Annotated in this window: 14 protein-coding genes; 6 read left to right on the top strand and 8 right to left on the bottom strand. The window is 48.6% G+C overall.

The genetic code is table 11. The features are described from left to right. Positions 1 to 52 precede the first annotated feature (52 nt). Complete coding sequence (locus M3P05_RS10640; RefSeq protein ID WP_249699582.1) at positions 53 to 1156, bottom strand: glutathione S-transferase family protein; 1104 nt, start codon at positions 1154 to 1156, stop codon at positions 53 to 55. Between the two features lie 144 nt (positions 1157 to 1300). On the opposite strand from M3P05_RS10640, the gene M3P05_RS10635 reads away from it, so the two are divergent. Next, a complete protein-coding gene (locus tag M3P05_RS10635; protein ID WP_249699581.1) occupies positions 1301 to 2143 on the top strand; it encodes a 23S rRNA (adenine(2030)-N(6))-methyltransferase RlmJ in 843 nt (280 codons plus the stop codon). Here M3P05_RS10635 and M3P05_RS10630 read toward each other — a convergent pair. Both M3P05_RS10630 and M3P05_RS10625 read right to left on the bottom strand, forming a co-directional pair. Continuing rightward, positions 2140 to 2811, bottom strand: coding sequence for a hypothetical protein (locus M3P05_RS10630; RefSeq protein WP_249699580.1), 672 nt, complete (start codon positions 2809 to 2811; stop codon positions 2140 to 2142). The two genes, M3P05_RS10635 and M3P05_RS10630, sit on opposite strands and share 4 nt — an antisense overlap. Positions 2812 to 2900: 89 nt before the next feature. Beyond that, the gene (locus M3P05_RS10625; RefSeq protein ID WP_249699579.1) at positions 2901 to 3806 is read right to left on the bottom strand and encodes an acyl-CoA dehydrogenase family protein; all 906 of its coding nucleotides are present in this window, start codon (positions 3804 to 3806) and stop codon (positions 2901 to 2903) included. A gap of 235 nt (positions 3807 to 4041) precedes the next feature. Here M3P05_RS10625 and M3P05_RS10620 point away from each other — a divergent pair, with 235 nt between their 5' ends. The 4 genes from M3P05_RS10620 (at position 4042) to M3P05_RS10605 (ending at position 6865) form a co-directional block, all read left to right on the top strand. Further along, on the top strand, positions 4042 to 4827 hold the full coding sequence (locus M3P05_RS10620) for a GNAT family N-acetyltransferase (protein ID WP_249699578.1): 786 nt from the start codon (positions 4042 to 4044) through the stop codon (positions 4825 to 4827). Then, positions 4824 to 5714, top strand: a complete 891-nt coding sequence (locus M3P05_RS10615) for a lysophospholipid acyltransferase family protein (protein ID WP_249699577.1) — start codon at positions 4824 to 4826, stop codon at positions 5712 to 5714. The genes M3P05_RS10620 and M3P05_RS10615 overlap by 4 nt, the downstream gene beginning before the upstream one ends. Before the next feature lie 105 nt (positions 5715 to 5819). After that, positions 5820 to 6542 carry an AzlC family ABC transporter permease gene (locus M3P05_RS10610; RefSeq protein ID WP_249699576.1) on the top strand — a complete coding sequence of 241 codons (723 nt, stop codon included), beginning with the start codon at positions 5820 to 5822 and terminating at the stop codon, positions 6540 to 6542. Continuing rightward, a complete protein-coding gene (locus M3P05_RS10605; protein WP_249699575.1) occupies positions 6539 to 6865 on the top strand; it encodes an AzlD domain-containing protein in 327 nt (108 codons plus the stop codon). The genes M3P05_RS10610 and M3P05_RS10605 overlap by 4 nt, the downstream gene beginning before the upstream one ends. 20 nt (positions 6866 to 6885) lie before the next feature. Here the strand turns inward: M3P05_RS10605 and M3P05_RS10600 are convergent, their stop codons facing one another. The 3 genes from M3P05_RS10600 to M3P05_RS10590 all read right to left on the bottom strand — a co-directional run bounded on the left by M3P05_RS10600 (position 6886) and on the right by M3P05_RS10590 (position 10307). Further along, positions 6886 to 8046: a hypothetical protein gene (locus M3P05_RS10600; protein ID WP_249699574.1), complete on the bottom strand. Its 1161-nt coding sequence runs from the start codon at positions 8044 to 8046 to the stop codon at positions 6886 to 6888. Positions 8047 to 8143: 97 nt separating this feature from the next. Next, complete coding sequence (locus M3P05_RS10595; protein WP_249699573.1) at positions 8144 to 9664, bottom strand: fumarate hydratase; 1521 nt, start codon at positions 9662 to 9664, stop codon at positions 8144 to 8146. A 295-nt stretch (positions 9665 to 9959) separates the two neighbouring features. Then, the gene (locus M3P05_RS10590; protein WP_249699571.1) at positions 9960 to 10307 is read right to left on the bottom strand and encodes a zinc ribbon domain-containing protein YjdM; all 348 of its coding nucleotides are present in this window, start codon (positions 10305 to 10307) and stop codon (positions 9960 to 9962) included. Positions 10308 to 10691: 384 nt separating this feature from the next. Here M3P05_RS10590 and M3P05_RS10585 point away from each other — a divergent pair, with 384 nt between their 5' ends. Next, a complete protein-coding gene (locus M3P05_RS10585; RefSeq protein ID WP_249699570.1) occupies positions 10692 to 11621 on the top strand; it encodes a 2Fe-2S iron-sulfur cluster-binding protein in 930 nt (309 codons plus the stop codon). 9 nt (positions 11622 to 11630) lie between these two features. On the opposite strand, the gene M3P05_RS10580 is transcribed toward M3P05_RS10585, so the two are convergent. Next, positions 11631 to 11936 (bottom strand): hypothetical protein, encoded by a 306-nt coding sequence (locus tag M3P05_RS10580; protein ID WP_249699568.1) that lies wholly within the window; start codon positions 11934 to 11936, stop codon positions 11631 to 11633. After that, complete coding sequence (locus tag M3P05_RS10575; protein WP_249699566.1) at positions 11933 to 12739, bottom strand: PhoPQ-activated protein PqaA family protein; 807 nt, start codon at positions 12737 to 12739, stop codon at positions 11933 to 11935. The genes M3P05_RS10580 and M3P05_RS10575 overlap by 4 nt, the downstream gene beginning before the upstream one ends. Positions 12740 to 12757: the final 18 nt, after the last annotated feature.

Genomic DNA, 12757 nt, shown 5'->3' with positions numbered 1-12757 from the left:
TTCTGTTGACGTAAGAGCCCAACTACAGAGAGGCTGAAACAATGGTTTCAGCCTACTCCTGCAGCATAATCTCTTTATAGTTTTTACGTGCCATTCGGTGGTTAACCTGGGTTTTAATAAAGTTATTTCCACCCAGATCAACCATCCAGTTACTCACCGATTCTTTTTCGTTATCAGAAACCTGCTGATAAGCATCCAGTGAACGCTGTGCCATCCACTGCACATAAGCCAGAAGACAACGCCTGCCTTTTGCTCCTCCCATTGAAAACTCCCCTTCCCCAACAATACGCGGCACCCGCCCGGCATCGGGATGCTGGTTCATATACTGATCAATAGCGCCAATAACAGAACGGCAATACTCAAACTGCTCCCCCAGAATTCCTGATAGTAATGGTTCCAGTGTTACGGGTACTTCATCAGAAGAAAGGTACTCTCCCTCAAACTCTGGTTGAGGCTTCAGCAATCGTTCCAGCCAGCCTCTGACATGTGGATGTTGATCAAAGAGGAAGGTTGACCCTGGGTCACGATACAAGTGCGCCCAGAGTGGACCGAACAAAGCAAAATCACCAACACAGGGTTTACCACCTAGCAGGAAGTTATGATGACCAAGGTGTTGATCCAGGAGTTCCAGAAAATTAACTGTGTATCTTTCAAGCCCATGAATAACGTCACCCTCAACACCCAGTTTTGGCAAATAGCTGCGCATCTGTTTTCCCAGGCGTTCTCCGATAGCCTTTCCAATAAGTCCAGGCCACCAGGGCCAGCTATTGCGACTGAACTCACTCAGGGCAAAGTTATAATTTTCAGGAATGCGCCAGCGATAATGCAGTGCACACATACAAAGCCATTCATCGCCGTGAAGCTCAAAAAGATTGGCTGAAATTTTCTGGCGGGATGATTCAGGGAAAACAGGGCGTTCAGGAAAAAGGTTTTCAAACTTATCGATTATTTCACTTGAATCCTGCCACCACTCCCCTTCAGGGGTTCTAACAACTGGCATAACCGGTCGGCCGACCTTACGGCTAATTTTTCCAGCAAATGACAGAATGCTCGGTGCTATAACTTTATGCTCTATGCCTTTATACCTCAGATAAGCCAGCACTTTCTGGGTATAAGGGGAAACGGTCCACCCATAGACAGTATACGGTTTCGTCATTTCCCACTCCTGATTCAGTGTTTTCGTTACGTTGCCAAAACCCAGGCCTTGTGGCTATGACATTTCGTGACATATACACGTTACCCAAGCCAACAACATAGGGTATATTCCCCCTCCGCTATTAATCTTAAACAGACTCTCCCTATGCTCAGTTACCGTCACGGTTTTCATGCCGGCAATCATGCCGACGTTCTCAAGCACCTTGTGCAGTCACTGGTTATTGAGTACCTGACGCGTAAAGACAAGCCGATTCGTTACATTGATACCCACTCCGCAACGGGTGGCTACTCTCTGGAAGATGATTTCGCCAAGAAGACTGCAGAGTGGAAGGAAGGGATTGGCAAAATCTGGCAAAAACCGGATCTGCCTGAAGCGCTAAGCGATTACCTTGAGGCGGTCAGCAAGTTCAATAACAACAATCAAAAGCTCAAGCTTTACCCCGGTTCTCCGTCCATAGCAGCCAACCTTCTGCGGGAACAGGATCGTCTCAGCCTGTTTGAACTCCACCCGGCCGATAGCCGCCAGCTGGCCCGCAATTTTGAGCACGACCGCAGAGTTCGCGTCTCCCAGGGAGACGGTTTTGCAGGTTTGAAATCGTTATTACCTCCACTGGAGAAGCGGGTACTGATTCTTATCGACCCTCCTTATGAAGTCAAGGATGACTACAACACCGTCATCAAGAGCCTGAAGGAAGCCTTTAAGCGGTTTGCCGTTGGTGTTTATGCTGTGTGGTACCCACGGCTGGACAGCGAGCATTCAAGACGCTTTGGTCACAAGCTGGAAAAGTGCGGCGCTCAAAGGTGGCTGCATGTAACGCTGGATGTTCGTGGAAATAATACGGCGGGAATGTTTGGCAGTGGCATGTTTGTCGTTAACCCCCCATGGCTGCTTGAGCAGCAACTGAAAGAGACACTGCCTCAGCTGACCTCCATGCTGAGCGAAACCCCGGACGCAGGTTTCACTCTGAAAACACATGGAATGGACTAATCCATTTCTGAAAGATTATCTGAGGAAACCTGAGGGCTTTGGGCAGTTTTCTCTGCTCTCTTTTCCAGCCATGAAATAACCGTTGCCATAATATGCGCCATGATAACGCCAGCGGTCCAGATCACGGTTGCCTGAGCTATACCCCCAACAAGTAGAGCACTGGCAGGCTTGGCCAGCTCATTGTGGGGGAAACCGATCAGCATTGGCCAGTCGGTGAAGGCAATAATGAAAAATGCGGTTGTTCCGCTTATGGTGGCCGCAGCATTCGAGAAACGCATACGAACGTGGGGCTTACGGCTCAGTACCTTTGCCCAGCGAAAGACCCGAATGTCGATATACCCACCAACATTAACCGCCACCAGGGCCCCCAGGAAGATCGTAAAGGGAAGGCCTGCGGTTAATGAGCAGATAAAAGCCACAACCGATGGAATAATCAGCATATGCCAGAGGGATTTGCGAAACTCGACATCCGCCAGCTCTGCATAGTGCTGAACAAATGAGCGCGAGACATCCAGAAGAGGGATTACGCTTAAAGCCGAAAGGGGAACCCAGACATCAATTCCCAGCCAGGTTCCAAGCGGAAATGGAATTGCAGAACCGTACTGGGAAATGACAGAAGCAGCTGAAAACAGAAAAAGCCAAAGGAGATATTTTCGGATCGGATTCATTTGGAACCTCTCGCCGCTCTCTTTAAACACAGTAATATAGCAGGCGTGCCAGTTTCTTCCGGTTTTCCTATGTTCTGTTGACGTAAACCCTAAGACACAAGCTGATCCCAGGCTTTCTTACGTCGGATAGCTCTTGCCTTTCCAGCGACTTCCATAATCTGAACATCCCGCTGCCAGTTGCTTTTCTCTTCACTATTTGAAATCAGGTTGATTGTCCGAGTAGCCAGCTCTCTAAGTCGGGGTTCCACTGCACTGAGAGCCAGGGCATTTGATGGCTCCTCACCCATAAGCTTTATTCCCTGAAGGGCATAGAAACAGGACAGAGACTCCTCGAGTATTTCCTGCTGTTCCAGCTCAAAGCCTTTCCTGGCTATCAAACCTGCCAGAGCCGCCTGGACATGAAGATCCTCATGCATTCGGAAGGGGCGGATATATTGCAGATAACCATCACCCGGCAGCACATCTTTTTCAGAAACTGTGATCCGATCCATCACGACTGATGCATGGGGCAACTCCGGCACGATGGGAAGGGCGGGCATGGCTGACACCGAGAAACCTTCACCTCTGGCTGGCAGAATAAGCATCTTCAGATCAGGCTTTCCATCTGCCTGCTCACCGGTTCTGGCTGCTATCAAAAGCCTGTCTGCCTCTGTACCACAGGTAATAAAGGTTTTTTTCCCGGAAAGAACATACCCTCCTTCAACAGGTTCAAGAGATGACAGTATCTTGCGGGGATGCCCTCCCCCAGATTCACTGATACAAAGAGCCAGAACATCCGTATTTTCAGTCAGCTCAGGAAGCAGACTGCGGATAGCCCACTGATAACCTCCGCAAAAAGCCCAGGCCATACGATCAGCACGGCAACCTGCCAGAAAAGCTTCCTTCAAGGTAGAGAGAGGGCGGGAGGGCTGCGTAAACAGTCGCTGGGATTTCCAGATCTGAATATCCGGACAGTGAAATGCCGGTTTGCGAAGGATATCTGACAGCTCTTTCATTTTTATTCTCCAGCCCAATCAGAGAGCTAAGCTTATCAAGTTAGCAGCGGATGCTTCATCACTAATATGGAACAGAGTCGCCCGACTTCTCCACCTCAGGTTTACTCTCCTTTTCTGCCATTAATAATTAAACCTACCTCATCAGGATTCATAAATCTGTCACACACTTGTCACATGTCCGTAAAAGCCAGTTCATAAGCTTGTTATGAGTGCTCATTGTATTCAGGAAACACGGATGAAAACTGTTACAAAAAGCCATGTGCTTGCAAAAGGTGAAGTGGTTCGGGAGACAGGACTCTCCGCTACAGTTGCCGTCACGGAACAGGATATGAATGACGTGTTCCGCCTGCGGCATGATGTTTTCACCAAAACATTTACCGGACTGGCTCAAAACCGTAATGGGAAAGGTGTGCTGGATATCGACCTTTATGATGCTTACTGCCAACACCTGATCGTTCGGGACAACTCAACCGGCCAGGCCATTGCCACAACGCGCCTGCTTGGAGATGAGGAGGCTGGCATGATCGGGCACTTTTACAGCCAGGAGGAATTTTTTCTTCCCGGACTGACCGAGCTGCCAGGTCGTGTTCTCGAACTTGGCCGTACCTGCATTCACGAAGAGTACCGTGATGGTGCTGCAATCTTCAGCCTGTGGCAGGCTCTGGCCCGGTTTCTGACTCAGAACAATTACCGGTTCCTGGTTGGCTGCGCCAGCATCAGCATGGATGACGGCGGTGTCCGGACTGAAGCCATTATGAAAGAGATTCGGCACCGGTATCTTGATAACTCGCGTGTTAAAGCCATTCCTAAAACTCCTGTTCCCGATATTTCCCTGCCAGAAAATGTTGTTGCGCGTATGCCCGCCCTGCTGAAAACCTATCTGCGTTTGGGAGCAAAGGTCGCAGGGGAACCTTGCTGGGATAAAAGTTTTGGCTGCGCTGATGTGTTTATCCTTCTCGACACTCATGAACTCTGTCCGCGCTACGCCCGTCGATTTCACCTTGAAGGTTGGTGCCCATGAATGAGAATCCGGTCGTTATTAAAAGCGAGACCGTGAATTCTGCAACAGAAGCTCAAGATGCGAATACCAGATCAGATCATGATCAGGCAATTGGCTTCGACCCTCTGGCTTTTCCATTAAGGCTGGTCAGAGTTGTTCTTCTCGCAGGCCTGATCCTGACAGGCCTGCTGCTGGCCTGCTGGATCCAGATTTTGAACTGGAGTGGAAAACAGAACCAGGTTTCCGAGCGCACCAACTCCATCCGTCTGTCTTTAAAGCAGTGGTGGCTGAAAGTTCTCTGTCTGATTATGGGAGTCAAAATCCACCGTCAGGGCGGCCCGTGGACCAATCCCGTTTTGATGGTTTGCAACCATATCTCCTGGCTGGATATTCCTGTTCTGGGAGCCAGCGTCCCGTTCCACTTTCTGGCTAAGTCAGAAATCCGGAAATGGCCAATAATCGGTTGGCTGGCAAATGTCACGGGAACACTGTTTATCCGCAGAAAATCCGGAGACAGTGGCAAAGTCAGCCGTGATCTCGCCCGTTACCTTGGTCAGGGTCATGGTGTTCTGGTCTTTCCAGAAGGGACAACAACGGATGGTTACCAGGTGAAGCCTTTCCATGATCGGTTGCTGAAAAGCGCTATCAGCAGTCACGTTGCCCTGCAGCCCATTACTTTGGCCTACTGCGAAGCTGGCAAACCTCACCCCCGGGTTCCCTTTATCGGCGATGACAGCCTGGTGCCCAGTATCTGGAAGCTGCTGGGAGAAAGATCTATCCATGTTCATCTGCAATATCACCCTCCGATAATGTCTTTCGAGCAGGACTCGCGCCAGCTTGCCCGACAGGCTCAGTTCACTGTGAAAAAAGGGCTGAAAGCTATCTTTCCATTGCTTGGAGATCGTTAATCTTTCAAAGATACATTTCTCAGAAAATATAATTGTTATTTTTTTCTGTTATGGGTTAATTTGTGCCAACAAAGAAAAAACCAAGTTAATAAGCCAAGAAGTAGTATGTCCAGCGACTCCGTCCAGCCTGTCCAGAAAATGTTTCTTGGGGCAAGGGATACCCTTCCCCTGATTTTAGCCGCCGTTCCATTTGGAATTCTTTATGGGGTTCTGGCCAAAGCCAGCGGTCTTTCCGCCTGGGCCACTATTGGCATGTCTGTTCTGGTGTTTGCAGGTTCTTCACAGTTTATCGCCGTCACCATGCTGGCATCCGCTGTTGCCTGGCCAGCCATTTTGCTGACGACTTTCTTCGTTAACCTTCGTCATATGCTTTACGCAGCAGCACTTGTTCCCCATGTACGTCATTTGCCAGAGCTGGTTAAAGCCAAAATGGCATTCTGGCTGACTGATGAAACCTTCGCAGTTGTATCCGACTGGTTAAGAAAAAACAGCGATGAACCCGGACTGGAATGGTATTACTTTGGTTCCGGTCTGCTGATGTATGGAAACTGGATTCTCTGCACATTTATTGGGCTAACACTGGGCCAGTCTCTACCCGGAATGGAAAGCTGGGGGCTTGAAGTGGCGATGATAGTGGCCTTCGTGGGCATAGTTGCTCCGGCACTTACCAACCCACCAATGTGGGCCTGTGCCGCCGCTGCCAGTGTTTGCGCTGTTCTGACCTGGGGCTGGAGCAACCAAAGCGGGCTGATTATTTCCGGGCTTGTGGGCGTTGCAGCCGGTGTTGTGATGGAAAAACTGGAAGAAAACAAGAAGGTGGCACCTTGAACGAGTGGACTCTTATTTTCCTGATGGCCCTGATCACCTTCTCAATTCGTTATGTTCTTATCGCCTCTGCCGGACGCTGGCACATCCCTTCAACCATTGAGCGTGGATTGAAGTATGTGCCGATTGCTGTTTTGAGTGCGATTGTTGTGCAGACCATTATGGTGAGTTCGGGAACAAGCCCGGTGCAAGGCTGGGCTATAAATCCGCATTTTCTTGTATCAGCAATTGTTGCTTTTGTGGTTTCAAGGGTTACAAACAGCCTGATGATCACTGTTATGGCTGGTTTGTTTTGTTATGGGGTAATCCACTACATGTTGGGATAAATCATGACGTTTTTGTGAGTTCACCTGCTTTGCTTAGTTGCTGTATAAGTTCCAGTAACAGGCACCTCAAGAGACACTGCTGTATGTCCATCAGACACGGCAGTTTTTGTGACTGGAATTGCTGATGAGGATAGTCCAGCCTGCCGCAGGTGAGCCGTGTTCATTTTTTGAGCCTTACTTGTATGTTTCTCTCTTTCATCTCTTAGCTTTTCGGATGATCCAGCAAGCTGTATTCCTTCACTGGTTAGGTCTTCCTGAGAACACAAATGCTCTTTCCCAGCCAAAATATCCCATCGCACTTCTATGACTGCAGTTATTTTATTTCTTCTTTTTGTCTCAAAGCCAATGCAATGCCTTTCATGTACAGCCCTTTCTGCAGATGCCCCCTTACTCAAACCAGGGAGATCTGTATAAGAGCGAGCTTTCGGCACCTTTGCGAAGAGAAGACTCATTTCAATAACTTCATCCCCAGCGATATCATCAAGAACCGGATGCTTCTGCCACATTTCTAATTGCTTGGCAACGAGCTCTTTCAGCCTGTCATACTTTCTTCTAAGAGTGAGGCTATCTCTATCAAGATAAGTTTTAACTTTTGCAAAAAAGTAACTCACCCTTAAATTAACTAAATCTGGTATATCTGAGGCTGGAGACTTCGACTGCTCATCATGCTGCAAAACATATCCTTCTGATAATAATTCAGAAGTCGTATGTCCTTTCCCAAGCTCATTCCATGCTTCACCAATCTTGCGTGAGTGCATGCTATCAGGGAAATCCCAGCTTGGTGCTACATCCTCATATACAATCCATCTGGGTTTGCCTGCTTTTGATTCACCACTAAAAACCGCATGACGTTCGACATCTCTAGTCACTATTCTCGGCTTCCCATCTGTACGGGATGATGTCCAATATGCATGTGCATGGCTGGTTGTCTCATCAATAAGCGGGTCAACACTCATTTTTGCCAAAGGTGTCAAATGACCATAGTTGCCTGAGCTGGCTCCAGATAGACTCATCTGAGCCATTTGTACCGCCAGAGTGCTCTCCCCTCCGCTCGGAGTATATTCATAGCGCGTAAATGAAACTCCGGTTGAAAGTGCATACCCCGAGACAAACAGTGAGAATGCAAAACTTAATGTCTTTATGGCCCAGCCCCAAGTTCTTGGTTCTGCTTTAGCAAGCATAGAAAAACAGCCCTTTATTCCGACAAAGCATCCAGAATAGACGACTGATACTATTTGCAAAAAAAAAGGGCCCGCAGGCCCTTTCAAAGAGTACTTTTCACTGAATTTTCACAGGCTCAAACTCGGCTATCTTTGCCTGCCATTCAGCAGGCCCGGTTTCATGCACGGAACTGCCTCGGGTATCCACTGCCACAGTGACCGGCATATCCTTAACATCAAACTCGTAAATCGCTTCCATTCCCAGTTCCGGGAAGGCGACAACGTCCGCCTTTTTTACTGCCTGGGCAACAAGATAAGCAGCACCACCAACAGCCATCAGATAGGTCGCTTTGTTATCTTTAATGGCTTCAATGGCAACAGAACCCCGTTCGGCCTTGCCGATCATACCGATCAGGCCGGTCTGCTCCAGCATGGTACGGGTGAACTTATCCATACGGGTTGACGTTGTCGGACCAGCAGGGCCAACAACCTCATCACGCACAGGATCAACTGGCCCAACGTAATAGATAAAGCGGTTGGTCAGATCAACCGGCAGCTCTTCACCTTTCGCCAGCATATCGACAATCTTCTTGTGGGCCGCATCTCGTCCGGTCAGCATCTTACCGCTGAGAAGAACGGTATCACCTGGCTGCCAGGCTTCCATCTCTTCCTTGGTAACTGTATTGAGATTAACCCTGCGAACATTCTCGTCGACTTCCCAGCTGATTTCAGGATATTCATCCAGGCTTGGTGGAGTCAGTTCGGCAGCACCAGAGCCATCCAGTACAAAATGGGCATGCCGGGTTGCAGCACAGTTGGGAATCATCACAACAGGCAAAGATGCGGCGTGGGTTGGGTAATCCTTGATCTTCACATCAAGAACAGTGGTCAAACCACCAAGGCCCTGGGCACCAATACCCAGCTTGTTCACCTTTTCAAACAATTCGAGACGTAACTCTTCAACTCTGTTCTGTGGGCCTCGCTCCTGCAGTTCATGGATATCAATCGGGTCCATCAGGGATTCTTTGGCCATAACAGCGGCTTTCTCTGCAGTGCCGCCAATACCAATACCCAGCATTCCGGGCGGGCACCATCCGGCTCCCATTGTTGGAACGGTTTTCAAAACCCAGTCCACGATAGAGTCAGAAGGGTTAAGCATGGCCATCTTGGATTTGTTTTCCGAACCACCACCCTTGGCAGCAACCTGAATATCAACAGTGTCACCGGGAACCAGTTCGGTATGAATTACCGCCGGGGTATTATCCCGCGTGTTCTGACGCTTACCGGCAGGGTCGGCCAGGATTGATGCCCGCAGCACATTGTCTGGATGGGTATAAGCCTGACGAACACCTTCATTGATCAGGTCATCCAGGCTTTTAGCGGTATCAAAACGGACATTCATTCCCACCTTCACAAAAATGGTCACGATTCCCGTGTCCTGGCACAGAGGGCGTTTGCCCATTGCGCACATGCGGGAATTAATAAGAATCTGGGCCATGGCATCTTTGGCGGCCTGAGATTCTTCACGCTTCCAGGCTTCATGAACGCCTTGAACAAAATCTACGGGGTGGTAATAAGAAATAAACTGCAGAGCATTGGCCACACTCTGTATGACATCATCTTCGCGTATTACTGTCATGAATCAGGTCCCTGTCATCAGGCAAAAGCATTATGATCATTATTGTCTTGGGCGGGAAAATTATATCACCGGGAAAAATGCTATCCGAGTTTTTACCCAGCGCTTGAGCGGAATAACAACGCTTACTAACAGGTCTGTTAGTGCCTCACCAAAAACAATGGTTTGAAATCGCCATCCATGAATTTTGATTTCGAATTCTGTTCCCTAAACCACAGGATCAGCCAACATTGGGAACATCTTTTCGGTAAGAGCATTATGTTTTCTGATCCTGCAGGAACTAACCAGCGGGGGCTATTCAGGCCTTTTTAACAACAGAACATTTGAGATAAATATGACCGTGGCCATCAATCTTGCAGGAAATATCGTGGCCGTTCACAGGTTCGTCCAGCAGGCGAATTTTTTTGACTTTAGTGCCGGATTTAATCGTGCTGTTACCTGCTTTCAAGTCTCTGATTACAGTCACGGAATCACCATCGCTCAGCGGATTACCATTCACATCGGCAAAACCGGGAGCCACTTCCTCTTCCTGCTCATCAGTTGACCATTCATGAAAACACTCAGGGCAAACCCAGAGTTGTCCGTCACTGTAGCCATAAGGTGAATTACATTTGGGGCACTGTTGCTGCTGTGCATCATCAGACATGATCGTGTTCCTCCGGGAACCAAATCGTAAATTGAGGAAAGCGAGATTAGGTAGATCCACTCTAGCTGATAAGGCGACTCTGATAGTGAGTCGTCATACGGAGAGGTATAACAGTGGGCGCAGGTCTACACACTCGGATATTTGATTAACAAACCGAGTCTAAATCGCAGATAGAATTATGGGGCGGCATAATAACCAAGTTGCTACTCCAGCTACAAGCGGCTTCCCAAAAAGAAGCCATTATTTCCCCAAAGAACAAAGCTCTAATACAATAGAATCAGCCGTGTGCAAAAATATTGTTTCGTCCCCGGTTGGTGAAATAATATTTTTGAGGGTGATAAAGCAGCCAGAAATATCCGTGAATAACTCTCAGGATAAAAAACTATGGCATTGATTCAGTTTGGGGAACAACAAATTAATAATGCCCCTGATGAAACACTTCTGGATACACTTCTTCGGAAGAATATCAGGGTTCCATGGTCGTGTCGGGCAGGTCTCTGTCACTCCTGCCTTGTTCAGGCGACACAAGGCACCATTCCCCCTGAAGCACAACACGGTCTTACCCAGGATCAGATTCAGCAGCGGCTGTTGCTCGCCTGCCAGTGTAAGCCGGAAGCCCCACTAACTGTACAGATGCTGAGAAGAGAACTGCAGCCGGTTCATGCCGTTATCTCAAAACTGGAAACCATAAACCCGACACTTCTTGAACTTACCCTCTCTCCCCGCCTCCCGGTCAACTACCGTCCGGGGCAGTTTATTACTCTGTCCAGAGAGAAAGATGAAGATGGCCATCGTTACACACTGATTTCACGTCCCTGGGCTGAACCGGATTTACGGATTCATATTGCCCGCAGAGCCGGAGGTGACTTTTCCTCCTGGCTTTTTGAAGAGGCAAAACAGGGGATGAAGTTTTGGCTGCAGGGGCTGGGGGGGGAATGTTGCTATCTTCCGGAGAGGCAGGAAGCACTTATTCTCTTTGGATCAGGGCCTGGAGCCGGGGCTGCGCTGGCTGTTGCTGATGATGCACTCTGGCACAATCACAGAAATGCCGTGCAGGTATTAATTCATGGTGATGACAGTCTGGATTATCAGAGCCATTCTGTCCCTGAACAGAATATTAGAGCCGTAAAAACCGCAGATTTTGAATCAGCCATCAATGACTTGCACAGCAACCATGAGTTTTCTGGTGCCCGCTGGGTATTGTTTGGAAAATCCAAGAAAGTACATTCCATGACAGCTCTTCTTGGTGAACACAACATTCCTTCCACGCTGGTGCAGCCTTTAGCTTACAGGGCTGACACCAGAAGTTGTTGAATATATGAATTAGCTCTTTTTCTCTGGATAGGTATCGGGCGTCACTTTTACAGGCGTTGTGACCACAAAATCAGGATAAGGGTTGTTGGAAAAAACGAACTCCGCAAACCAGGCCGTCCAGCCTACCGATGGATTATTCACTTTGATATTGAATTCACACTGTCCCTGATCATCCCCTTTTGCTGAACACTTCGGGAAAAGTGGAAGAGCCTGATGTTCTAGCCCTGCAGGCTCCAGTGTCGTCATTCTAAAATCCCTGGCATCAGGGTTAGTGACCTGCCACAATCGGGACTGCTTGGGAACTCCTGATATCATGACTTTTCCACCATTAACATCCAAATCCCGACTATCAATTTCAGGAAGAGACTTGCCTGAGATATAAGCTCCCACAAAACTGGCGATAGTGTCGGTGACAACCAACGAGGGATCTCTGAACAGATGGAACCGCCACTCAGAATAAATCCATCGGAAGCCATTGAATGCTCTTTCAGAATTTCCTGTACAGCGTCCATTCCACGCACCACTGCCTTACTCATACCAATATGAATAGGGCAGTCGGTGCAAGCATCAGGCTTTTTGAGAAATTCTGCCCAGGTTCGGGCAACCAGGTCATCTTCCTTTCTTGGCTTCTCTCCTTCAAAGGTCAGGAACTGATTTGGTACATCCTTCAAATCAATCACAACAGAACCTGTCAGTTGAGCCAGATTAGCGAACTCCAGCTCATCAGATGGTCCGACGCCATGAATGCTGTTGGTCGGGTGACTGATTCCCCCATTCACATGCATGATGCCAAGATGATTGTTCAGCTGTTCCGGAATATAGATTGTCAGGCGATGTTTCCAGAGCGGTTCATCAACAACCAGAGTGTCGGGCTGCCAGAGTTGCGAAACCATTTCTGCCTGGATAATCCGGGACATTCCCGAGTGTTTTTCCAGCCCTTTCACTTCCCAGCGATAGCTGCTGTCTTTCAGGTTGATATAATCAGACAGCGCTGACTTCGTGACTATATTTCTATTTCTCTCTTCTCCCTGAGCCTTGGTGGCAAAAGCTGATGTCTGAAAGGTCAGAATCAGCAGGATCCACAGTCTTTCATAACGGCATTGAAAGAGATTCTGCACTGGGTCAACCACCCTTCT

It is taken from the genome of Parendozoicomonas callyspongiae (genome assembly GCF_023502345.1).
Taxonomy (GTDB): domain Bacteria; phylum Pseudomonadota; class Gammaproteobacteria; order Pseudomonadales; family Endozoicomonadaceae; genus Sansalvadorimonas; species Sansalvadorimonas callyspongiae.
The sequence above is the reverse complement of the archived record's forward strand: the minus strand, read 5'-3'. Positions and strand labels throughout refer to the sequence as shown.